The organism is Caldicoprobacter sp., from assembly GCF_047459465.1.
Lineage (GTDB): Bacteria > Bacillota > Clostridia > Caldicoprobacterales > Caldicoprobacteraceae > Caldicoprobacter.
On record NZ_VSCO01000013.1, the window covers coordinates 1 to 22,871 of the forward strand.

16 protein-coding genes, 1 tRNA gene and 1 pseudogene are annotated in these 22,871 nt (G+C 47.0%); 15 read left to right on the forward strand and 3 right to left on the reverse strand.

Annotation, left to right across the window (positions count from 1 at the left end):
• Positions 1–31: 31 nt before the first annotated feature.
• Positions 32–107: transfer RNA gene (locus FWJ59_RS01810), tRNA-Val, on the forward strand.
• A 163-nt stretch (positions 108–270) separates the two neighbouring features.
• Positions 271–732, forward strand: a complete 462-nt coding sequence (locus tag FWJ59_RS01815) for a hypothetical protein (protein ID WP_414480280.1) — start codon at positions 271–273, stop codon at positions 730–732.
• A 33-nt stretch (positions 733–765) separates the two neighbouring features.
• On the opposite strand, the gene FWJ59_RS01820 is transcribed toward FWJ59_RS01815, so the two are convergent.
• The 3 genes from FWJ59_RS01820 to FWJ59_RS01830 all read right to left on the reverse strand — a co-directional run bounded on the left by FWJ59_RS01820 (position 766) and on the right by FWJ59_RS01830 (position 2,374).
• Positions 766–1,206, reverse strand: a complete 441-nt coding sequence (locus FWJ59_RS01820; protein ID WP_414480281.1) for a hypothetical protein — start codon at positions 1,204–1,206, stop codon at positions 766–768.
• A gap of 182 nt (positions 1,207–1,388) precedes the next feature.
• Positions 1,389–1,706, reverse strand: coding sequence for an AzlD domain-containing protein (locus tag FWJ59_RS01825; protein ID WP_414480282.1), 318 nt, complete (start codon positions 1,704–1,706; stop codon positions 1,389–1,391).
• Positions 1,670–2,374, reverse strand: a complete 705-nt coding sequence (locus FWJ59_RS01830; protein WP_414480283.1) for an AzlC family ABC transporter permease — start codon at positions 2,372–2,374, stop codon at positions 1,670–1,672. Before FWJ59_RS01830 ends, FWJ59_RS01825 begins: the two co-directional genes overlap by 37 nt.
• Before the next feature lie 564 nt (positions 2,375–2,938).
• On the opposite strand from FWJ59_RS01830, the gene FWJ59_RS01835 reads away from it, so the two are divergent.
• The 13 genes and pseudogenes from FWJ59_RS01835 to FWJ59_RS01895 all read left to right on the forward strand — a co-directional run bounded on the left by FWJ59_RS01835 (position 2,939) and on the right by FWJ59_RS01895 (position 22,565).
• Positions 2,939–3,712, forward strand: coding sequence for a hypothetical protein (locus FWJ59_RS01835; protein ID WP_414480284.1), 774 nt, complete (start codon positions 2,939–2,941; stop codon positions 3,710–3,712).
• 97 nt (positions 3,713–3,809) lie between these two features.
• Positions 3,810–5,177, forward strand: coding sequence for a flavin oxidoreductase/NADH oxidase (locus FWJ59_RS01840; RefSeq protein WP_414480285.1), 1,368 nt, complete (start codon positions 3,810–3,812; stop codon positions 5,175–5,177).
• 31 nt (positions 5,178–5,208) lie between these two features.
• Positions 5,209–7,059: an FAD-binding protein gene (locus FWJ59_RS01845; protein ID WP_414480286.1), complete on the forward strand. Its 1,851-nt coding sequence runs from the start codon at positions 5,209–5,211 to the stop codon at positions 7,057–7,059.
• A 6-nt stretch (positions 7,060–7,065) separates the two neighbouring features.
• On the forward strand, positions 7,066–8,073 hold the full coding sequence (locus FWJ59_RS01850) for a LacI family DNA-binding transcriptional regulator (protein ID WP_414480287.1): 1,008 nt from the start codon (positions 7,066–7,068) through the stop codon (positions 8,071–8,073).
• A gap of 34 nt (positions 8,074–8,107) precedes the next feature.
• Positions 8,108–9,193, forward strand: coding sequence for a zinc-binding dehydrogenase (locus tag FWJ59_RS01855; RefSeq protein WP_414480288.1), 1,086 nt, complete (start codon positions 8,108–8,110; stop codon positions 9,191–9,193).
• 105 nt (positions 9,194–9,298) lie between these two features.
• Complete coding sequence (locus FWJ59_RS01860; protein ID WP_414480289.1) at positions 9,299–17,905, forward strand: GH36-type glycosyl hydrolase domain-containing protein; 8,607 nt, start codon at positions 9,299–9,301, stop codon at positions 17,903–17,905.
• A gap of 372 nt (positions 17,906–18,277) precedes the next feature.
• Positions 18,278–19,159, forward strand: coding sequence for a fumarylacetoacetate hydrolase family protein (locus FWJ59_RS01865; RefSeq protein ID WP_414480290.1), 882 nt, complete (start codon positions 18,278–18,280; stop codon positions 19,157–19,159).
• Positions 19,160–19,234: 75 nt separating this feature from the next.
• Positions 19,235–19,930 carry an N-acetylmuramoyl-L-alanine amidase CwlD gene (cwlD, locus tag FWJ59_RS01870; RefSeq protein WP_414480291.1) on the forward strand — a complete coding sequence of 232 codons (696 nt, stop codon included), beginning with the start codon at positions 19,235–19,237 and terminating at the stop codon, positions 19,928–19,930.
• Positions 19,931–20,287: 357 nt separating this feature from the next.
• A pseudogene (locus FWJ59_RS01875) lies at positions 20,288–20,386 on the forward strand (MerR family DNA-binding transcriptional regulator); the annotation flags it as partial.
• Positions 20,360–20,512: a TipAS antibiotic-recognition domain-containing protein gene (locus FWJ59_RS01880; RefSeq protein WP_394328176.1), complete on the forward strand. Its 153-nt coding sequence runs from the start codon at positions 20,360–20,362 to the stop codon at positions 20,510–20,512. The pseudogene FWJ59_RS01875 and the gene FWJ59_RS01880, both read left to right, overlap by 27 nt.
• Positions 20,513–20,691: 179 nt before the next feature.
• On the forward strand, positions 20,692–21,390 hold the full coding sequence (locus tag FWJ59_RS01885; protein ID WP_414480292.1) for a VanZ family protein: 699 nt from the start codon (positions 20,692–20,694) through the stop codon (positions 21,388–21,390).
• A gap of 84 nt (positions 21,391–21,474) precedes the next feature.
• Positions 21,475–22,152: a vancomycin high temperature exclusion protein gene (locus tag FWJ59_RS01890; protein ID WP_025746819.1), complete on the forward strand. Its 678-nt coding sequence runs from the start codon at positions 21,475–21,477 to the stop codon at positions 22,150–22,152.
• 62 nt (positions 22,153–22,214) lie between these two features.
• Positions 22,215–22,565: a DUF3221 domain-containing protein gene (locus FWJ59_RS01895; RefSeq protein WP_414480293.1), complete on the forward strand. Its 351-nt coding sequence runs from the start codon at positions 22,215–22,217 to the stop codon at positions 22,563–22,565.
• Positions 22,566–22,871 lie beyond the last annotated feature (306 nt).

Consider the following 22,871-nt stretch of genomic DNA (forward strand, 5'->3'; position numbering starts at 1 on the left):
TGGGCTAATATAATAATGCAAGCTATGAGACGGGGCGTTAACTCAACTGGTAGAGTGCCATCTTGACGTGGTGGAAGTTACAGGTTCGAGTCCTGTACGCCCCACCAATAAGAGGGAGAGAAGAAATCTCCCTCTTAATTTTTTATCTCAAAGAGGAGCGCTTGATTTAATTTAGAGGTAGTGCAAACGCTCGATTATATGTGGTATAATTTCTATTGGAAGTTAAAAGATTATCAACCGTAACACTTTGGTGTAGGGGAGGGTTCTCGTGTGTACAGAGAGGAGGACTTACAGCAAACTGGGAAACAGTTGAAGAAGGTAATCCTTGTGATGAGCGCCGTTTTGGTTGCCTTTCTTGCCATTTCAATTGCATTGGCCAGTCTGGTCAACAACACTTTAGGCTTGATAGTACTGCTGATCGGGATATGCCTCGATATTTTCATTTGGGGCGTATACGGCAGCCAGATATTGGCATATTATAGATTCCTCAGGGATATGTTTACCGGACGGCAGAGGGTTGAATCGGGTGTGGTGAAAAGGGTGGGTAACCAGCCTGTTTATAAGGACAACAAGCTGTACTATTATGAAGTTTTAATTGAGAATGATGGAGTGGAACGGATTTTGCTTGTAGATGCCAATAAGCCTTTGCCTGATATACAGGTGGGGCAAAAATACGAGTTTAAAGTTTTCCAGAATTTTGTGATAGATATCTCAAGCGAAGCTGCTGTATAAAAAATTGAGGAGCGTAGCGCTCCTTTTTATTTATCAGTCGCCATCAACGATTTGGCTGGTATACCCCAACACGTTGCCATCTTGGTCCAGGTATACCGTAAAGCATTTGTTATATTCGGGGGATGGGGGCTTCGAGGGAGGATAAAACACTATCTTTAAATAATCTCCTTTGTAAGTTATACGGTTACCTTTTGGATCTGTGCATATTACCGTCTTGTTGTCACAGTGGTGAATGGATATTTCGGTTTCTTGAAATGCTACTTTTTCACCAAGAGCTTTAAGGCGATCTGTGGCTCTTTTTATGATTTCTAGGTCTGTCATGAACATTATGGCCGAATATCCCTCTTGTGCTTCATGGCTATAATCATCATCGGTATGGGATACATCCATGGCAAGGAGCTGCTCGGCACTACATCCAATCATAAAGGCAGCGAGAAAAAGCATGAGGGGGATTACGCATTTCCCTTTCTTCATCTTTATCATCTCCCCGTTAGATTTTCTTTTTAATTCTATGCATCATATTGATAAAATAGAAATGATCTCGATGATATATGTGCAGATCAAAAATAATTAAAGAAAAGTACGGATGGCAGAGGTGTTGATGAAGGCGTGCTTTAGCAATCCCAGTTACAGCTAGTTAAACAATAAGGATGAATTTATAGGTTTTGCAGCAAAAACATGGCGAGTATTCCCACCATAACGGTGAGGAATAAATTTTTGGTCTTGATTGCTACAAAAAAGCAAGGTATGGAAGCTATAAAGGCGTTGTTATCAAGCCCAATAGAAAGCTCGCCCTGCGGTGCCAGGATGGCAGGAGCCAGCAACGCAGACAGCACGGCTACTGGTATAAACTGTAGCCACTTCAAAAACAGCGGTGGTAGATTTACTTTTGATAGCAGCACCATGGGTAGTATCCTGGGTAAATAGGTAACTACGCTCATTCCGATGATGATAAGGATAACTTTTTGTTCCATAGATCAGCGCTCACCCCTATCGTTGCAGCTAATATGGTGGATATGATGACATTCCAGCTACCTCCTGACATTGTTGTTATGAGTAGGGAAAAAGCTGCTGAGCATATGGCTACAAGCACATCCCTTTTGTCCTTTATCTGTATGCACAGCAAGGCTATAAACATGGCCGATAGGGCATAGTCCATGCCCCAGCGAGTGGGATCAGGTATCAGATTGCCAAGCATGCCGCCCATAACCGTGCTGATTACCCACGTAGCATAGCAGCTTGTGTGTAATCCCATAAAGAAATAGGCGGAAGGTTCGTGTTCCTTTAGATGGGTGATATCTAGGGCATAGGTTTCATCTGTCAGGCCAAAGGATATAAGGGCCTGGATGATTGAAGGCACTTTTCTGAAATAAGGCGATAATGAAGCGCTCATGAGCATATGCCTTAAGTTTACCAGAAATACCGTAAAAATTACCGAGGCAGCATTGATGCCGGAGGCTATCATGGCTGTGGCGATAAACTGGGAGGCGCCGGCGTATACCATAGATGACATCATGAATATCTCGAAAATCGATAGCCCTTGTTGGCTCGCCAGTATCCCAAATGCCATACCAATGGGGATATAACCTAGTACAACTGGAACGGATTTCTTAATGCCGGTTACAAAATTGCTGTCTGTCATAGGTCCTCCCTCGGTTGAAAAGGAAATTTTATCATAGTGTACACAAAAAAGCTGTTCAGGTCAAGCTCAAATGCTTTTTATTAGAACTTCATAAACGGATTATACAAATTGGCTCTTGCGCTGCCTTTGATATATATAAACCATTTAGCTGTTTGATGAGATCGACTGAAGTTAAACAATTTCATATTGATTTTTATGACTACTTGTAGTAAAAGTAAAAAAGAAGGGTGTATTTGCTATATATGAAGATGTTCCTATAATTTATGGTTGTTAGTTATATCGGTTATATTACCATGTTAGCGGCTTGTGATAAGGAAGAATAACTGCACTTGTTCGTGTAAGGGAAGGGAAATGAGGTTTTTAATGTGTTAAAGTTGTTATATTTTTGATGGTAGCGGTATTTTGTGTTCCCGGTTCAGGTAAATAGGCGGATATCATGATGGCAGTTGGTTAATATATAAAAATGAGGTAGATATGAGAATGAGAATCCTACAATCTGTATTTGTTGCCCTGCTTATCGCAATTTTAGCAATTAACTTAGTAGCGATGGGGTTCAGCTTTAGTATGAGGCTCACTTTTTTGCGCCTTAAGTTTTACGATGATGTCTTTCAAAAGGCTCAATTTTACGGCCAGATCAGGCAGTGGCTTTTTAGTAGGGTGAATGCTGAACTGCCCAATGGCCATGAAGCCCTTCCTTACCTGGAAAAGGCCATGACTGAAGATTGGCTTAGGGAAGAAGTACTATTATTGGGTGGAAGCTTGTTCAATTTTTTAAAAGGGCAAACCGATCAGCTGCCAGTTATACCGCTGTATAAATTGTTTGATCGTCTGGATGATTATATGACACCGGCCCAGTTTGAAAACAGGGATAAGGTGATCAATTACTGGTTTGGTCCGATACCGGAACGTGTACGCTTCCAGGACATCTTATCGGTGGAGTTTTTCTGGGTTGTTCGTCAATCTGTGATATTTTTTAAATGGTTACCGTGGGGAACCGTCGGCATATTTTTGATTCTCACCGGGATTTTAATAGCAGTTGTCAGGGGAGTGAAACAGTCGTTGATTTGGGTAGGTGCCTCAATGGCGTCAGCGGGAGGCGTGATGTTGGAACTGTCGCTGGCTGGCAGGTGGATATTATTAGGCAACGGCATCATATCCCAGCTGGCATCAAGCGTTGCATTTCTCAATTTCCCTTCCCACGCCATCGAATTGTTAGTGAAAACTTGTTTGGAGCATTTCTTATGGAGAATTGATTTAATAGCCTTATTGCTGTTGCTAATAGGAGCCGGTCTTATAACCTTCTGCGATTTTAACAGGAAATTGGTCGTTATAAAATAAAATTTTTAAATTTTTTAGAAGGAATAAAGGAGATGATATAGAATATATACTTATGAAAACGATTGTACAAACCTTTGCAAAAAGGAGGTAAACTATTGTGGGTTTACATGAAAAGTTTAAACTGAAGAGCATGGAGGACCTATCCAATAAGATAGAGGCGTTGGGGATACATATCCCCGTATCCGCTGATATCGATGTATTGAAACAGCCTGTCAAATTGGGGGATAAGGTCGTTCCAAATTCCATTGCCATACAGCCCATGGAGGGTTGTGACGGCACACCGGCCGGTGAGCCGGATGAGCTAACTTTTAGGCGTTATCGCAGGTTTGCGTCCGGAGGAGCCGGCCTCATATGGATCGAGGCAACCGCCGTTGTACACGAGGGAAGGGCCAATCCGAGACAGCTTTATTTGTGCCGCAAGAATAAGGACGGGTTTGCACGGCTCCTAGATACCATAATGGAAGCTGCAAAAGAACAGTTTGGGCCCAACTATCGCCCCTATACCGTTGTTCAGCTCACCCATTCGGGGCGATACAGCAAACCCGAGGGAAAACCAGCTCCCATAATTGCTGCCAGAAATCCGTATCTAGACCCCTATCTTCCAGATGAATATTCCGTGATTTCGGATGAGCAATTGGAGGAGCTGGAGGATAGGTTTGTCGAAGCGGCTGAACTAGCCAGCGAAATTGGCTTTGATGCCGTGGATATAAAGAGCTGCCACAGGTATTTGAACTCGGAGCTTCTATCGGCGTTTACCCGGGAAGGCAAATACGGAGGGAGCTTTGATAACCGGACTCGTTTTCTCATAAATATAATTGACAAGATCAAACAGCGTTTGGGCGATGCCATCGATGTTACCCTTAGGCTCAATGCCTATGATGCCATACCTTATCCTTACGGATGGGGAGTGGATAAAGAGAATTATAGAAAGCCTGACCTGACCGAGCCGATACAGCTGGTCAAAATTCTGCGCGATAAAGGCGTCAAGATGGTCAATATAACTTGTGGCAATCCCTATTATAATCCCCATATCAATAGGCCGTACGATAGCGGTCCTTATATGCCGCCTGAGCATCCGCTTGAGGGTGTAGCTAGGATGCTAGGCGTTGCAAAGGCCATTCAGGAAAGCGTACCCGATATGGTTGTCCTGTCTTCGGGACTGACATGGCTTCGCCATCTATCGCCCTATGTAGCTGCTGGAGGCATTAAGGAAGGGTGGTTTAAGATAGCGGGGTTTGGGAGAATGGCATTTGCTTATCCCGATTTCGCAAGGGACCTCTTCGAGAAAGGGGCATTAAATGAGAAGAAATGCTGCATCGCCTGCGGTAAGTGTTCGGAGATAATGAGGGATGGCGGCAAAGCCGGCTGCGTCATAAGGGATGCTGAAATTTACGCTCCCATATACAAAGCAGGAAGAGAAGGCAAACCTCCTATCCAGAGCGACAGGCTAGCCGAACATGTGTAAGAATTCATGTACAGGAGGGGTGTGATGCGGTGTGAAGCGTTTTAAGTGCGATGTATTGGTTGTAGGCGGAGGAGGGGCGGCGCTAAGAGCTGCAATTGCAGCCAGAGAACTTGACCCTGAATGCAGGGTTATACTGGTCACAAAAGGGAAATTGGGCACCACGGGTACCACTGCCAATTCGTGTTCGGATAGGATGGCTTTCCATGCTACGCTGCCCCATACCGAACCGGTAGGGGAGGACGCGTGGAAGTATCACGCCGACGATATCTATAGGCTGGGCGGAAAGGTTTCTGATTACGACCTGGCGGTTATACTGGCGAAAAGATCCTGCGAAGCCTTTGAGTATTTGGATTCTCTCGGTGTGCCTTTTGTAAAGAAGGACGGCAAGGCTCACCAGTTTGTCACCGATGGTTCCAAATACGCTAGAGCCTGCTATACCGGTCCCAAGACGGCTATCCATATTGAACAGGCTCTGGTCAGAAGAGCCAGGGAGCTCAACATCGAGGTTGTTGAAAACAGCATGGTAGTGAGCCTCCTGGTGGAGGACGGTGAGGTAGTAGGTGCCATCGGTGTTGACGAGGCTGATGAGGTGCTCTTCTTTGATACGCCTGCCGTTGTGCTGGGTACAGGCGGTGGGGGAGAAGTTTTTGAGTACAACGTATATCCGCCTGGTGCAACAGGCGATGGGTATGCCATGGCGCTGCGTGCCGGCGCCTCCCTGGTAAACATGGAGTTCATACAAATTGGCTTATCGTCTGTAAAGACCAAGTTAGCATGTTCCGGAAGCCTCATGAGGGCGGTACCGCGCTTTGTAAACGACCTTGGCGAGGAGTTCCTGATCAAATATTTTCCTGAGGGTACTTCGTGGATGGAGATACACAACGTCGTATTTGAGAAAGGTGCGAGCTGGCCTGTATCATGCGAGCATGCCTCCAGCCAGATAGATATTGCCGTATTTAAGGAGATAATGAAGGGGCGACGTGTGTATCTTGACTTTTCCGCCAATCCGCAGGGTTTCCAGTTTGGCCAGTTGAAAGCTGAAAATCGCCATCGCTACGCGCAAGAGGTTAACAATCCCATATCCGATGATCAGCGGGAAAGCAGCCCATTGGCGCGCCTTAAGGAGATCAATCCAGCCTCTATACAATGGCTTAAAGACAACGGAATTGACCTTGAGAAGGGCGAAATGATAGAGATAGTACCGGCTGGACAGCATTTCCAGGGCGGCGTCAAGATAAGGGAAAAGGGCAATACCGAGGTGAGGGGGTTGTTTGCCGCTGGAGAGTGCGCTGGCGGGCAGCATGGTGCCAACCGACCTGGAGGCAATGCCCTTTTAGACTGTCAGGTGTTTGGCAAAATAGCCGGCGAGGAAGCGGTGCGCTACGCCAAGTCGGCTTTGATGAGCAAAAAGGCAATTACGGAGGAGATGTGGAGCGGTCTACAGAAGGAAGAGCTTATTTTTAAGCACGATGGCGCGAATAGTGCTGCCAAAGTTGGAAAGAGCATCTATGCTTCCGAGCTTAAGGGGGAAATTCAAAGGTTGATGACACGGTATGTTTCCGTAGTGCGCACCTATGAGGGGCTTTCCAAGGCGTGGCAGCGCTTGACGGAGCTGGAGCAGTACCAGGTGAAGCGAGGAGATCTTAGCCTCATAGAGTATTACGAATGCCTCAACCTTTTGTTGGTGGCCAAGGCCATGGTCCTGGCGTGCATGCAGCGCCGCGAGAGCAGGGGTCCGCATCTCTTCTTCCAGTCGGAGGATGATTTGAGACCCTTGCCCGGCAGTCCAGATTACGAGAAGTACTTCGTCATAAGATACAAAGGCGATGAACTTGTAGCCGAGGCTCATGAACCTGTAAGACCAAATGATAGCTGGAGGTAAGGGCATTTGGCAACCATAAAGGATGTAGCAAAAAGAGCTGGCGTATCGCCCAGCACCGTATCACGGGCGTTGAGCGGGAAGGTACCGGTTGACCAGGAGACGCGAAAGAGGGTCATGGAGGCCGTGCGCGCCCTCAACTATAAGCCAAATATCCTGGCCAAGGGTTTGAAAGAAGGCAGAACCAACACCATAGCCCTCATCGTACCTAATATATCCAACCCTGTGTTCCCGGCGGTAGCACGGGGTGTGGAGGATGTGGCCAGGAAACACGGCTTTACCGTGATACTTTGTAATACCGATGAGGACATCGAGGCCGAAAAGGATTACGTCGAAAAGCTGCAAAAGCGGTGGGTAGATGGATTCATATTTGCCACTGCTAGGGAGGAGAGCCATCACATACTCCAGCTCAAAGAGAATGGCTTTCCGGTGGTGCTGGTGGTGCGGCATATGGGGCAAGCTGTGGATGCGGTGGTAATAGACAATTATAGGTCATCCTTCGAGGCCGTTAAATACCTGCTCGATACAGGGCATAGGAAGATATGCATAGTAAGCGGCGATACCAGCTTGACGCTGTACAAGGAGCGTCTCGAAGGTTACAAGCATGCTCTTCAGGCCGCTGGATTGCTCATTATGCCGGAGCTGGTGCTGGATGTAGCCGGCCGAGATGATACCGGCTATGAAGCCATTATGGCTCTGTTAAAGAAGGGAATACTGCCCGATGCGGTATTTGCCACCAGCGACCCCAGGGCAATCAGCGCCATAAGGGCTATAAAAGACTGCGGTCTGAGCGTGCCCGACGATGTATCGGTAGTGGGGTTCGATGACCTGGATATAAGCCCTTTTCTGGATCCGCCCCTTACCACAGTTTCTCAGCCGCTGTATGAAATGGGAGCCAGGGCGGCACGCAGGCTTATCGATATGATCAATGGCGAAAAGCATGAACAGCCTAAAGTTGAGCTTGTGAAGGCCAATTTGGTGATAAGGAAATCGGTCAAAGTGCGAAGCGTTGATTAGACCATATTTTTTAATGAAGAAAGGGATGGTGTACATGAAGAGCAAGGCTATGGTTTTAACGGCGTTTAATAAGCCGCTGGAGCTTCAGGAGTTTACCATACCAGCCCTTGAGGAGGGACAGGTACTGGTTAAGCTTAAAGCTGCTGGGGTATGCGGTTCAGATGTACACATGTGGAAGGGTGAGGACCCCAGGACTCCCCTTCCCATTATCTTAGGCCATGAAGGGGTAGGTATAGTCGTCGAAATTAAAGGTGAAAAGCGCACCGTCGATGGTCTACCCTTGAAGGAAGGGGACTTCATCCTGTGGAACAGAGGTATCACCTGTAACCAGTGTTTTGCCTGCAAGGTTTTAAGGGAACCATCGTTATGCCAACATAGGAAGGTATATGGCATCAATATGTCCTGCAGCACACCGCCATATTTAAACGGCTGCTATTCTGAATATATCGTACTCAATCGCAATACCGATATATTTAAACTTCCTCAAGATGTAGACCCCGCCGTGGTGGTTTCGGCTTCATGTTCGGGTGCTACCATAGCCCACGCGTTTGATATGATCCAGCAAGCGGTGGGCGATACGGTGGTGGTACAGGGCCCCGGACCGTTGGGAATATATGCGGTGGCCTTTGCCAAGAAGCTTGGAGCTTCTAAAGTAGTGGTAATAGGTGGGTCGTCTTCACGCCTCAACATATGCAAGGAGATGGGAGCCATTACCCTTGACCGCCATTCTACTACGGTGGAGCAAAGAAGGGAGTTTATCATGGACATGACCGGCGGACGGGGAGCAGATGTGGTGGTTGAGGCCGTAGGTTCTCAAGGCGTGGTGGAAGAAGGTATAAAGCTATTGAGGAGCGGCGGTACTTATCTTTCAACCGGTTTTGCTCAGCCCGCTGGCCTGGAACAGGTTGATTTTTATTATGACGTAGTGAGGAAGAACATCAGGATTCAGGGGGTATGGGTAAGCGATACCAGGCACACCTGGCAAGCCCTTAACCTGGTGCTTGAAAACCCTGAAGCCTTCAGCAAGATGATCACCCACAGGTTTAAGCTGACCGAGGCCAATGAGGCTCTCAATGCCATGGCCACCAGACGGGCTTTAAAAGCGGTGCTCGAGATGTAGCGGCATTTTTCAATTCCAACCTTTGCATGTATTCAGGTGTAGAAAATCGTCAATAATTATTTATAGAAAAAAAACGGCAATACTTACATGCAAAGGGGAATTGGAATGCCAAATTTAGAAGAGATAAAGCAACACGCTAAAGAGATTGCTAAAAGCCATAAAGTAAAAAAAGGTGCAGCGTTGTCCCGTAATGTATTTCCCAGAATTGATGAGGATATCGAGGTATTGTTTAAGGCTTATAAGATTACAAACGAAGTGGTGAAAAACAAAGGATATATTGTTCCTGCAGCCGAATGGCTGCTGGACAATTTCTACATGATCGAGGAACACATAAAGGATATTAAACACAGTATAAAGCAGGACTATTATCGTGAGCTTCCTATACTGGAGACCGGGGAACTTAAGGGATTGCCAAGAGTGTACGCACTGGTTAAAGAGATGCTTTCTTATACCGATGCCAGCCTGAGCGATGAAGAGCTCAAGGCATTCATAAGCGGATACCAGTTGGTTACCCCCCTTACCAGCCGTGAACTCTGGGTAATCCCTACAATGATACGTATAGCACTGATAAAGAAAATCCGGGAAATATCCGTACATATAGTGGAATCGCAAAACTTAAAGAGGGAAGCCGAAAAGTGGGCTGAACGCTTGCTAGCGGCACTGGAAAGCACCGAGGAAGACATATACCGGGTCATTTCTGAGCACGATAGCCAAATCGGCACCATGGTCCCGGCTTATGCAGAAAGATTGCTAAAGCGTTTGAGGGAACAGGGCAGCGAAGCTGCCCCTATCATTAGATGGATAGATGGCAAGCTGGCGCTCCAGGGCACCAATGCCGAGGAAATCATACAGCAGGAGCATCAGCAGGAGGCGGCATATAAGGTATCAATAGGGAATGCCATCACAACCCTGCGCTTCTTGGCGGGGATTAAATGGGAAGAGCTTTTTGAGGAATTAAGCGTAGTAGAGCAGACGCTGCGCCAGGATCCCGAGGGAGTTTATGGACAGATGGAGTTTGCTTCCAGGGAGTTTTACCGCCGTCAGGTTGAAGAGCTGGCCAAAGAGGCCGGTGTCAGCGAATGGGAAGTGGCACAGGCGGCTGTGGATTGTGCCCGTGAATTTGGGAACAATCCCGATGCTGAAGCACGACACAGGCATGTGGGGTACTACCTCATTGGTAGGGGTAGGAAACAGCTGGAAGCAAGGCTTAACATTAAGAAAAGCGTTGTCAAAAAGCTGAAGCAGGGGATAGTTGATCATCCTTATGGTTTTTACTTCGGTTCAATCTTGTTGGTTACGGCGGGGTTGCTGGCACTGCTGTGTTTTATTCTATTTAGATATAGTGACATAACGGGCTTTTGGAGTTTGCTGCTAGCCATGCTGGTGGCTGCCATTCCAATTATCAGCTTATCCATCGGTATTGTTCACTGGGCTATAACTAGAATACTGCCGCCATGCCATCTACCCAAATTGGAGTTTAAGGATGGCATACCGCCGGAATACCGCACCCTGGTGATAATCCCTACCCTGTTGTCTAGCGAAAAGAGGGTTAAGGAACTGGTACAGCAGATGGAGGTTTTCTACCTCGCCAACCATGAGAAAAACCTCCATTTTGCACTGGTAGGCGACTTTAAAGACTCTCCCAATCCAACGGAACCCCAGGACGAAAAGATAGTTGAAACGGCTATAAAAGCCATCGAAGAGTTAAACGCCCGGTATAGCGATGAAAGGAAGGATATATTCTTTTATTTTCACCGTTTAAGGCAGTGGAATCCTGCCCAAAAAACCTGGATGGGTTGGGAGCGCAAGAGAGGGGCTATCATTGAGCTCAACCGCCTCTTAAAGGGGAGAGATGATACCACCTATTACATAAAGGTAGGGGATCTTTCGGCTTTAAAGTCGGTCAAGTACGTCATTACATTGGATGCCGATACCCAGCTGCCCAGGGATGCAGCAAAACGCCTGGTGGGCACCATGGCGCATCCACTTAACCGCCCGCGGCTGAATCCATTTACACCCAGGGTCGAAGAAGGCCACGGGCTACTTCAGCCCAGGATAGGGGTGGCTGTGGATAGCGCCAGCCGCTCCTTTTTTGCTTTAATATTCTCGGGACAAACCGGCATTGACCCCTATACTACGGCGGTTTCGGATGTGTACCAAGATCTCTTTGGCGAAGGAATATTTACAGGTAAGGGAATTTACGACTTGGATGCCTTTTACAGCGTATTGGATCAGGCCATTCCCGAAAACGCCGTCCTAAGCCACGATTTGCTTGAAGGCTCTTATTTAAGAGCCGGATTGGTGACCGATATAGAATTGATAGACGGATATCCATCCCATTACGTAGCTTATGCCATGAGGCTGCATCGCTGGGTTCGTGGCGATTGGCAGCTCATTCCGTGGCTGTTCTCCCGCGTAAAAGACGCAAGAGCAAATATGGCGATAAATCCCCTTAATGCTATATCTAAATGGAAAATACTGGATAATATGAGGCGCAGCCTGCTGCAGCCCGCCATATTCCTCACCCTGATGCTGGGCATGACGGTGTTACCGGGGCCGGTATGGTTGTGGGTAAGCCTTGGGGTACTTACGCTGGCTTTTCCGCTGGTGATGGACGTCATAGGCAACTTTTTGTCAGGGGGCGATGGGGCTGGTTCGTCGACAAAGCTGGCCGATGCCCTGTTTGGTGCCAGAAGCCTTACATGGCAGATTGCGTTGTCGTTTGTATTTCTGGCCCATCAAGCCTATCTCATGGCCGATGCCATAGTGCGTACCATCATAAGGGTGGCTTTTACCCATAAGAATATGTTGGAGTGGGTGACCGCGGCAGATGCCGAACGAAGCTTTAGAGGGCAGCTTTCCGATTTTTGGAGGAAGATGTGGCCTGGGATAGCGGTTGCAGCTTTCTTCCTCGGCTGGGTTGCCTTTTTTAACCCTGCGCTATGGGCTGGAGCTACGGCTTTGTCGATATTATGGGGGTTGTCCCCGTGGATAGCCTATCGTATAAGTCGGCCGAAACAAAAGAAGGTTCCCAATCTCTCGCAGGAACAGATTTTGAAGCTGAGGCTTATTGCCAGAAAGACATGGCGCTTTTTTGAGGATTTCGTTGGCCCGGAGGATAACTGGCTGCCGCCCGATAATTATCAAGAGGACCCGCCCGTTGGCGTTGCGCACAGAACATCGCCCACCAACATCGGTTTATACCTCATGTCCATTCTGGCGGCGCGCGATCTGGGCTATATAGGCACTTTGGAGGCTATCGAGAGGCTTGAACGTACCATTTCAACCATCGAGAGGATGGAAAAGGCTGAAGGCCATCTGTATAACTGGTACAACACCAAAACTTTAGAACCGCTTAAACCCCGTATCATATCATCGGTTGATAGCGGCAATCTGGTGGGCTACCTTATTGTCATCAAACAGGGCCTTGAAGACTTTTTAAGAAAACCGCTTGTAGGTAAGGAGATGTTGGAAGGCCTAAGAGATACGCTTATGCTCTACCAGCATAAAGGAAATGAATTACTTGATAAGGCACTGGCAGAAAACGGGGTTACGCTTACCGGCTGGAGGGCCCTGCTTGATGATATGAAGCATGAGAAGGGCAGCATTAATAGATATATTGGTTTTTATCTGCAGGAGCTGGATTGCCTTGTGCCATGGGTATCAATGCTATGCAGCGTTCCTAAAGAGCTGAAGGACGAGCAAGGGGGATATGCTGAGACTGCCCAAAAATTCAGCTACCTGATAAGGCAGCTCGATGGCGAATTTTCGGTGAAATGGCTGCTGGATAACTATTCCCTAGTTTTGGATATTCTATCAGAAGCCATGCAGTCTCTATATGAAGAAGGACATACAGATGAAAAAGCTCGAAAGCTCATGAACTGGCTTAAGGATTTTGAGCTGGCCCTGGCCAAGTCACATGCTGCTGCCAAGGATTTAGCACAGCGCTGCAGTCGATTAAGCTGCAGAATTGACCAGTTGGTCCGCAATACCAACTTCCGAGTGGTATATGATTCTAACCTAGAGCTGTTCTCTGTGGGGTACGATGTGGAAAAGGGCAAGCTCATAAAGAGCTATTATGACCTTCTGGCGTCCGAGGCTAGGCAGGCCAGCTTTATAGCCATAGCAAAGGGTGACGTGCCGCAAAAACACTGGTTCCGTTTGGGCAGGCCTTTAACTATGGTAGGGGATTACAAGGTTCTGCTGTCTTGGAGCGGTACCATGTTCGAGTACATGATGCCACTTTTGATAATGAAAAACTACGATTACACCCTATTGGATGAGACGTATACAGCAGCGGTGGAGGCTCAGATTCAATATGGAGAGCAGCGCCATATACCGTGGGGAGTATCGGAATCGGCCTTTTATGCCTTTGACCTGCATCTCAATTACCAGTATAAGGCCTTTGGTGTACCCAAACTGGGGCTAAAACGGGGGCTCATAAATGACATAGTCATTGCCCCCTATGCCACCCTTTTGGCCTTGCCGGTAAACCCCGTCGCAGCAGTAAAAAACATTGAGGCCCTCATGGCGGAGGGGGCAGATGGTACTTATGGATTATACGAGGCCATTGACTATACTCCCGAACGCCTGCCACAAAAAAAGAGGAACATGGTGGTAAAGTGCTTTATGGCCCATCACCAGGGGATGGCATTGTTAGCCCTCAATAATTTCTTGAATGATAACATAATGCAGGAGAGATTTCATGCTTCCCCCATGGTGCGGGCTACCGAACTGCTGCTGCAGGAGCGCATACCCGAAAAGGAGATATTCTTAAAAGACCGCAGCGAAAAGCCTTTGGATGTGGAGGCAGAAAAGGTAAAATATCACGAGATCAGGCCCAGAAGGCGCTTTTCGGTACACACCACCGAAATACCCGAGGTACATCTTTTGTCCAACGGTGCCTATTCGGTGATGATTACTGCTGCTGGTAGCGGGTTCAGCCAGATGCAGGGGATGGCGGTTAACCGCTGGAGCGAAGATTTTACCCTGGAAGGGCACGGCATGTTTTTCTACATAAAGAATTTAAACTCAAACGAGTTTTGGTCGGCTACCTATAATCCCACCAGGGCCATACCTGATGAATACCGTGTGGTGTTTGAACCGGATCACGCTGTATTCTTAAGAAAGGATGGCAACATCGAAACCCTTACCGAGGTGGCGGTATCCACCGAGCACAATGCCGAGATAAGGAGGATAAGCCTTACCAACCATAGCCAGCACGGACGCGTGGTGGAGGTTACCAGCTATTTTGAGCCCGTGCTGTCATCGCTGGCCGATGATATGGCGCATCGGGCATTCAACAACCTCTTCGTTGAAACCGAATACGTACCCGAGTACAATGCCCTTTTGGCCAGGAGAAGGCCGCGAAAGCCCAATCAAAAGTCGGTATGGTTGGTTCATACCTTTGCGCTAGAAGGCGAAGCCATAGGTCAGCCGCAATATGAAACCGACAGGGCTCGTTTTATCGGCAGGGGGAGGGACCTGTCCTTTCCGCAGGTGATGGAGCCCGAACACCCGTTGTCCAACACTGCGGGAGCGGTGGTGGACCCCATCATGAGCCTGAGGCAGAGAATAGCCATTCCGCCCGGTAAGACCGCCAAGATATCCTTTGTGGTGGCGGTGGCCGACAGCCGTGAAGCCGCGCTTTCGCTGGCAAAGGAGTACAGGAATGGCTCTGCTGCTTCCCGTGCCTTTGAGCTGGCATGGACCCATAGCCAGGTTGAGATGCGCTACCTCAATATAACCTCAGGGCAGGTTAACCTGTATCTGAAGATGGCTTCCCACATACTCTATCCTACTCCCTTACAGAGGAACAAAGAGGAATTTTTAAGGAAAAACCAAAAGGGGCAGTCGAGTCTGTGGGCATATGGCATTTCGGGGGATATTCCCATCGTAGTGGTCGAGGTAAGTCAGCTGGAGCATATGGAACTGGTTAGGCAGGTTTTAACGGCCCATGAGTATTGGCGCCTCAAAGGCTTAAATGTGGATCTGGTGCTGCTCAATGAGTATGGCAACAGCTATGAGCAGCCAGTACAGGAGAGGCTGCAGGACTTGGTCATGATAAGCCATGCCCGGGATTTGCAGAACAAGCCGGGAGGGGTATACATCATACAGGGAGTCTTTATGCCCGAGGAGGATAAAGACCTCTTAAAGGCCGTCGCACGGTTGGTGCTTTCGGGCGATGGCGGCAGCATATCCTCGCAGCTTAAATTCTACCAGCCGAAGGAGGCTTTGCCACCTGCGTTGACGGTAACGGCGCTGCCGGCTCAGAAGGAAGAGATATTGGAGGAAAGTGACGAAGAGCTCATATTTTTCAACGAGCTGGGAGGATTCACTCTAGATGGCCGCGAATACGTCATCAGGTTGCGCGATGGCAAATGTACCCCAATGCCCTGGAGCAATGTCATATCCAACAGCCAGTTTGGTTTCCTGGTCACCGAATCGGGAGGCGGCTACACCTGGTGCAAGAATAGCCGCCAAAACAAGCTGACCCCCTGGTCCAACGACCCGGTCATCGATCCTCCGGGTGAAGTCATATATCTCAGAGATGAGGACACGGGTGAGGTTTGGACCATAACGCCATCGCCTGTTCGGGAGAGGCAGCCCTATACGGTCCGCCATGGGCAGGGCTATACGGTCTTTGAACATACAAGCCGTGGGATCGCGCAGCGTCAGGAGATGTTTGTGCCTCTGGAACAGCCTGTGAAGATCTCAAAGGTAACCCTAACAAACCAGTCCCAATGGACCAAAAGGATTACTATAACGTATTACGTTGAATGGGTGCTGGGTGTTCAGCGCCATGGTACTAGCCAGTTCATCGTAACCGAATGGGATGAGCAAAGGGGTGTTCTGCTGGCAAGAAACGCTTACAACGAGGACTACCCCCGACGGGTGGCATTTATGGCGGCTAACCTGCCTGTATTTTCCTATACCTGCGACAGAACCGAATTTTTAGGCAGGAATGGCAGCCTCCATGCCCCGGCTGCCCTGCAGAGGATTGGGCTTTCGGGGCGAGCGGGTGCGGGCTATGATCCATGCGGTGCCATTCAAATGAGGATTACGCTGGAGCCGGGCCAGCAAAAGGAGATCGTGTGCCTGCTGGGAGAGGGTGAAGATTTGGAAGAAGTGTACCGGATTATAGGCCTGTATAGAGATGTGGAGAGGGTGGACAGCGAGCTTGAAAGGGTGAAGGAATTCTGGGATGGGGTACTGGGAACGATACAGGTCAGCACGCCGGACCGGTCTATGAACTTGCTGCTCAACCGTTGGTTGGTGTACCAGGTGCTTTCATGTAGGATGTGGGCTAGAACCAGCTTTTATCAGGCGGGTGGCGCTTATGGGTTTAGGGATCAGCTTCAGGATACCATGGCTTTGGTTTACAGCCTGCCTCAAATTGTAAGGCAGCACATCATCGAGGCCAGCGCTCATCAGTTTGTCGAGGGTGATGTGCAGCACTGGTGGCACATGCCCTATAATGGAATCCGCACCCGGATGTCCGATGACCTGCTGTTTTTACCCTTTGTGGTGGCCGATTACGTCAAGGTTACCGGCGATTGGAGCGTATTGGATGAAGAGGTCTATTTCCTCGAAGATGAACCATTGGCACCCCAGGAAATGGAACGGTATAGCGTCCCCAGCATTTCGCAGTGCAAGGCTTCCGTCTACGAGCACTGCATACGAGCCATAGAGCGTGCATTTAGGTTTGGTCCTCATGGTTTGCCGCTCATAGGTACGGGAGACTGGAACGATGGTATGGACAATATAGGAAGGGAAGGCAGAGGCGAAAGCGTATGGCTGGGCTGGTTCCTGTATACCACGCTGCAGCGCTTTATCCCCATCTGTGAGGCAAGAGGGGATGAAGAGCGGGCCAGACGGTTTAGAGACACCGCCTGCAACATCCTCGAAGCCATTGAAAAGCATGGATGGGATGGCGGATGGTACAGAAGGGCTTATTTCGATGACGGAACGCCATTGGGGTCTGAACAAAATGACGAGTGTCAGATAGATTCCATATCCCAATCCTGGGCGGTCATATCGGGAGCCGCAAACCCCAATCGGGTTCGCGAGGCCATGAGGGCTTTGGAGCATTATCTGATTCGCCGTGAAGAAGGGATCATACGTTTGTTTACTCCGCCATTTAATAAAACCCATCTGGAGCCGGGATATATCAAAGGGTATATACCGGGGGTAAGGGAAAACGGTGGCCAGTACACCCATGCAGCGGTGTGGGTGATTATGGCATTTGCCAAACTGGGTGACGGTAACAAGGCTGCCGAGCTGTTTAACTTGATCAACCCCGTAAACCATGGGCGTACATGGATCGAGGTGTCGAGGTACAAGGTAGAGCCGTACGTGATGGCGGCCGATGTTTATTCCACGCCGCTGTATGTAGGCAGAGGAGGATGGACTTGGTATACCGGTTCTGCCTCCTGGATGTACAGGGTGGGACTTGAACATATACTGGGCTTTAAGCTGGAAGGCGATTGCTTGATTGTAGACCCCTGTATACCTCAATCGTGGAGCAAATATGAGATCAGCTACAATTACAAGAACAGCGCATACCACATCGTAGTAGAGAACCCGCAGGGAGTCAGCAAGGGTGTCAGAACCGTACTGCTGGATGGGCAGAAGCTGCCGGACGGAAGGATCCCCCTTGTGGATGACGGCATACGCCATGAGGTGCGCGTCATAATGGGGACCGGTGTATAAAACCGGTCTCCTTATTGTTTGTTTTGCTTTATCGCGGTCAATCGCAAAATGATAACAAAGTCGCTGATACGAGCAATTGTTCCAGTAAACTGGTTGCACCCACCACGTTACCGGTCATCTGCCTATTTTTTAATCCAGATCTAGATCTATTTCATAAAGAGAGCAGTAATAGAATATGCTCAAAAATTTGCCAGCTAAATATATCAATCACATATATCAATCTTTTCTAGAGAATTCCAGAATTTTTACATCGCTATTTTGCTCTTGTTTTGATTTTTGGTGGATGGTATATTATAACAAAAAGGCTTGTAACAGTGTATTAGGGGGATAACACAATGTGGTGCAAGAATAAAAAGCGAAGGAGATGATGCGATGTATCTGGCAACTTTTAAGATAGGGGACAAGGAAGATTGGGGCCTTGTAAGGCCTGAGGTGGGGCTCATATGCCCTGCTAAAGTTTGGGTGGGCCAAAATGCGCCAGCAACTCTTCTTGATTTTATACGCTTGTCTGCCGATGACAAAAAGCTGCTTTCATATGAACCCCCTTTGCCCAATGAACAATGGCTCGCCATAGATGAAGTAGAGTTGATAGCTCCTATTCCTCGACCGGTTCGTAATATATTCTGCGTAGGGAAAAATTATATGGATCACATCGAAGAGATGAATAAGGATATGCCAGGCCTCAACATACAATATCCCCAATATTTCACTAAGGCCACACATACAGTTACAGGGCCTTTTGCCGATGTTCCGCTGCATTCGGATGTCACGGCACAGGTGGACTACGAAGCCGAGCTGGCAGTCATCATAGGCAAAAAAGGCATCAATATTCCTGAAGATAAGGCGATGGACTACGTGTTCGGGTACACCATCATAAACGACGTGACGGCCAGAGACTTGCAGCAAAACCACAGCCAATGGTTTAAGGGCAAGAGCCTGGATGGTTTTTGCCCCATGGGGCCCTGGATCGTAACCAGAGATGAGATTATACACCCGGTTGAGCTCAACATATCCAGCTGGGTAAATGGGGAGTTGCGACAACGTTCCAATACCCGTCATATGATATTTAGCATTCCTAAGCTTATAAGCATCCTTTCGCAAGGCCTTACTTTAGAACCGGGGGATATACTGGCAACCGGTACCCCTGCAGGGGTAGGCATGGGATTTGATCCACCAAGGGTTTTGAAGAGCGGCGATGTGGTGAGAATCGAGATTGAGAAGATAGGCTATATAGAGAATAGGTTTGTCGAATAGAATATTGGTGAATAGGACAAACGCCTCCAGTAATATTTTTTCTACAAGAGAATGTTGCTGGAGGTTTTAAATTTTATGAAGGTCATATTTATCTCCAGGAGATGGTTTATAGTATTGTGGATTTTGTTGGGCATAGCGCTGTTTTTGTTATTTGCTTTAAAGCTCAAAGAAGACAGCGCTATTCTTACCCTTGCCTCACCTGTTAGCAAAAAGATAATTGTGATAGACGCGGGACACGGAGGCTTTGATCCGGGAGCTGTAAGCGATAGTGGCACCCGAGAAGATAAGATAAATCTAATCATAGCACGGAAGCTAAAAAAGTATTTGGAAAATCAGGGAGCCAAGGTCGTAATGACCCGACAAACCGATGAGGCTCTGGGCAGAACCAAGAGAGAGGACATGCAAAAACGGGTTGAGATTATAAAAAACAGCAATGCCGATATAGTGGTCAGCATTCACCTCAACAAGTTTCAGCAGTCTAAGTATTACGGCGCGCAGACCTTCTATATGGCCGGAAGCGAGGAGGGCAAAAGGCTGGCGCAGTGCATCCAAACCCAGCTTATAAAAATTTTAAATCGCGGAAATACCAGGCAGATCAAGGCGGTAAGCGATCTGCTCATACTCAAGGCGGGTCGGGCACCCAGCGTTATCGTGGAGTGCGGTTTTCTTTCCAATCCTCAGGAGGAGAAGTTGCTTAAAACCGATGAATATCAAGAACAGGTGGCATGGGCGATATACTGCGGAATTGTCGATTATTTCGCCGGGCAATAGCGATTGTGCCGGGCAGTAGTGTCATTAAACATAAAAGCTTTGATTTTGCTGCAAACTTAATCTGCTTAAATGTAGCTTTATAAAGCAATGCCTATGTATGTAATTTTTCTCTTCCTGTCATTTTTACTTCAAAACTGTAGATTTCGTTTTGAGCAACAAAATAGACTTTTTAGAGCAGAATCAGCTTTTAGATATTGTGCCCCACGTTAATTATTGTATTTAACACATTGTATAACAATAAAATTTCTAACTAAATATATGAAGATAGGAACAGCACAGGTTATTTTAAAAATATTTTTTTGTGTTGACATTGACGCAACGTAAAGGTTTATAATGCAGTTATCAAGGAGGGATAGCATGGAGTACACGGTACATGAATTGGCAAAGCTGGCAGGAATAACGCCAAGAACGCTTAGATACTATGATGAAATTGGACTTCTTAAGCCGGCAAGAATAAAAATGATTGAGATGTACGTTGATGATGAACGTTTTACGGCATACTACGATAAAATCGCTCCGGGGTGTGCGGCCTTTTTGCGTGATGCAATGAGGATATACACTGGGATAAAGGATTATAATTGAGTTGTACAGTAGCTGCTTGGTTTATTGATTAAATATCAGATGACGGTAGTGGAGAGATCTTAAGCAACATAGCCTTCCTGCCGAAAAGGGTAGGGAGGCTTTTTATCTTGATTGGTATTGAAACGAGGGCACGGAATGTGATAGCCTTAAATAGGAGTCAGAAATGGGGAGGTAAAAAAATGAAGAAATCCCTTCTTTTAAAAAGGCTGATTACTATGATCGTATATTTGGGGGAATTATTATTTGTATTCTATATCGGCATAGGGTATTTTAAATCGGGTGCAATGTTTGACGTGGTCGACTTGTTTCTCATAGCTTCTATTTTTTGCATACCCGCAGGTGTCGCTACATGCCTGATAGCATCGACTATGCAGGAATATGATAAAAAAGTAAGGACGGTGAGAGCTTTTGTATTTGCAGTCTTTTTGTTTTATGCTTTAATTTTATTCTATTTATTGTTCATGGGACGATACAGACTCAGGGCATGGACCATTGGGAATGTCGGATTTAACATAAACGCCTTCAATATAAACTTGGTTCCGTTCAGAACGATAGCGACTTACATACGGCAATATTTTAGCGGCTCGATCAATAAGTCAATAATAATCGAAAATTTAATGGGCAATTTGTTCGTATTTGCCCCGATGGGCTTGCTATTGCCTTGCTTGTTTAAAAGCTTGAGGAAGTTTAATAAGTTTATCATTGCCATGATAATAATCCTGGTTGCAGTGGAGTCTGCACAGCTGTTAACCAATACCGGGAGTATGGATATAGACGACATTATATTGAATTTGGCAGGAGCGATTATATTCTTTGCTGTTTGGAAACTCCATGTACTTCAACAATTGTTGAAAAAGTTTTATATTGTAGAAATGTAAGGCTTTGTCACGTTCTAAGATTATCTTTATCTGAAAATGGCTGTTGGCTTATCTCTAATAATACGTGAAAGAGATGATGAGGCAATGGAAATTACGAAAAATAAAGTTACGACGATATTTTTCATTTTAATATGTGCTGCCATGTTGGTATCATTGCTTATATTAATCATAAATGCCCATATCAAGGCTTTAGTAAAAGGTAGAATTCTCTCACCGGACCATATACCGATAACCGATGCCGACTGTATCCTGGTATTGGGGGCAAGGGTATGGGCCGACGGGCGCCCCAGCTATATGCTTGAGGATCGGCTTGTGCGGGCTATTGAGCTGTACAATATGGGCATTTGTAATAGGTTGCTGATGAGCGGCGATCATGGCAAAAAGGATTATGATGAGGTCAACGTGATGAAAAAATATGCCGTTGACAGAGGAATCCCATCAAGCTGCGTTTTTATGGACCATGCGGGATTTTCAACCTATGAAAGCCTTTATCGTGCCAGGGACGTTTTTAAGGTTAAAAAGGCCATTATAGTCACCCAGGAGTATCATCTTTATAGAGCTCTATATATCGCACAGAAGTTGGGTTTGGAAGCGTACGGCGTTGCCGCCGACCGCAGGGAGTACTACGGGCAGTCGAGCAGGGAACTGAGGGAGATACTGGCAAGGGTCAAGGACTTTTTCGCAGCGATTATAAAGCCCAAGCCTACCTATCTCGGTGACCCAATTCCCATAGACGGTGATGGCGATTTGACAAACGATTAATGAAACAAAATCCAGTGGAGGGCCGTCTAATATATCGAAAGCTTTACAAGGGAGGTTTTATCATGAAAAGGTATTGGTTTGTATTTGCAATAGCTGTTGTAACATTGCTGTTTTTTTCATCCTGCGGCCCTGCTGATAACGGAAATGGGGTAAGCTTCGAGGCTACCGTCCTTGAGAACAACCAATCGAATTTGTTGGTACAGCCTGAGGAAGGCTCCGATGAGCTGCGTTCATCAGATAAGATTATAGTGCACATAAATGATGATGTGAAATTGCTGGATTCCCAAGACAAGGAGATAAAGATTAGCGATATAAAAGTAGGGGATAAGGTACGGATATTCTATAATGGTGAAATTGCGGAGAGCTATCCGGCGCAGATCAATAGATGTTATAAAGTTAAGTTGCTGGATTGACGTAAAATGCTCGAGCCTGGTGTTATAGTCTGTATTAGGTTTGCATTTGCATTATGCTGTTGTTTGCATGTCACCCAGAATCAATTCTGGTTGAACTGTTTTTTGGCATAATATAGAATGAGATGATGAAAGTATCAAAAAGTAAATTAATTCTACTAATTTTATGTTTAACTTTTTTCAGTAGTATATCAGCCTATGCATTGTCATCAATGAGTGGGACTGTAAAAGTTTGGGCTGGACTTCCATTGATTGGTTGGACCTACGTAAATACTCCTTATACAGCTTACTACGAAGAAATATTTTATG

Bases quoted from the DNA above. Each gene is read 5' to 3' on its own strand.
- FWJ59_RS01820 (WP_414480281.1), bottom strand. From the start codon at position 1,206: ATGAAGAAAGGGAAATGCGTAATCCCCCTCATGCTTTTTCTCGCTGCC.
- FWJ59_RS01825 (WP_414480282.1), bottom strand. From the start codon at position 1,706: ATGGAACAAAAAGTTATCCTTATCATCATCGGAATGAGCGTAGTTACC.
- FWJ59_RS01830 (WP_414480283.1), bottom strand. From the start codon at position 2,374: ATGACAGACAGCAATTTTGTAACCGGCATTAAGAAATCCGTTCCAGTT.
- FWJ59_RS01835 (WP_414480284.1), top strand. From the start codon at position 2,939: ATGAGGCTCACTTTTTTGCGCCTTAAGTTTTACGATGATGTCTTTCAA.
- FWJ59_RS01855 (WP_414480288.1), top strand. From the start codon at position 8,108: ATGAAGAGCAAGGCTATGGTTTTAACGGCGTTTAATAAGCCGCTGGAG.
- FWJ59_RS01860 (WP_414480289.1), top strand. From the start codon at position 9,299: ATGCCAAATTTAGAAGAGATAAAGCAACACGCTAAAGAGATTGCTAAA.
- FWJ59_RS01865 (WP_414480290.1), top strand. From the start codon at position 18,278: ATGTATCTGGCAACTTTTAAGATAGGGGACAAGGAAGATTGGGGCCTT.
- cwlD (WP_414480291.1), top strand. From the start codon at position 19,235: ATGAAGGTCATATTTATCTCCAGGAGATGGTTTATAGTATTGTGGATT.
- FWJ59_RS01885 (WP_414480292.1), top strand. From the start codon at position 20,692: ATGAAGAAATCCCTTCTTTTAAAAAGGCTGATTACTATGATCGTATAT.
- FWJ59_RS01890 (WP_025746819.1), top strand. From the start codon at position 21,475: ATGGAAATTACGAAAAATAAAGTTACGACGATATTTTTCATTTTAATA.
- FWJ59_RS01895 (WP_414480293.1), top strand. From the start codon at position 22,215: ATGAAAAGGTATTGGTTTGTATTTGCAATAGCTGTTGTAACATTGCTG.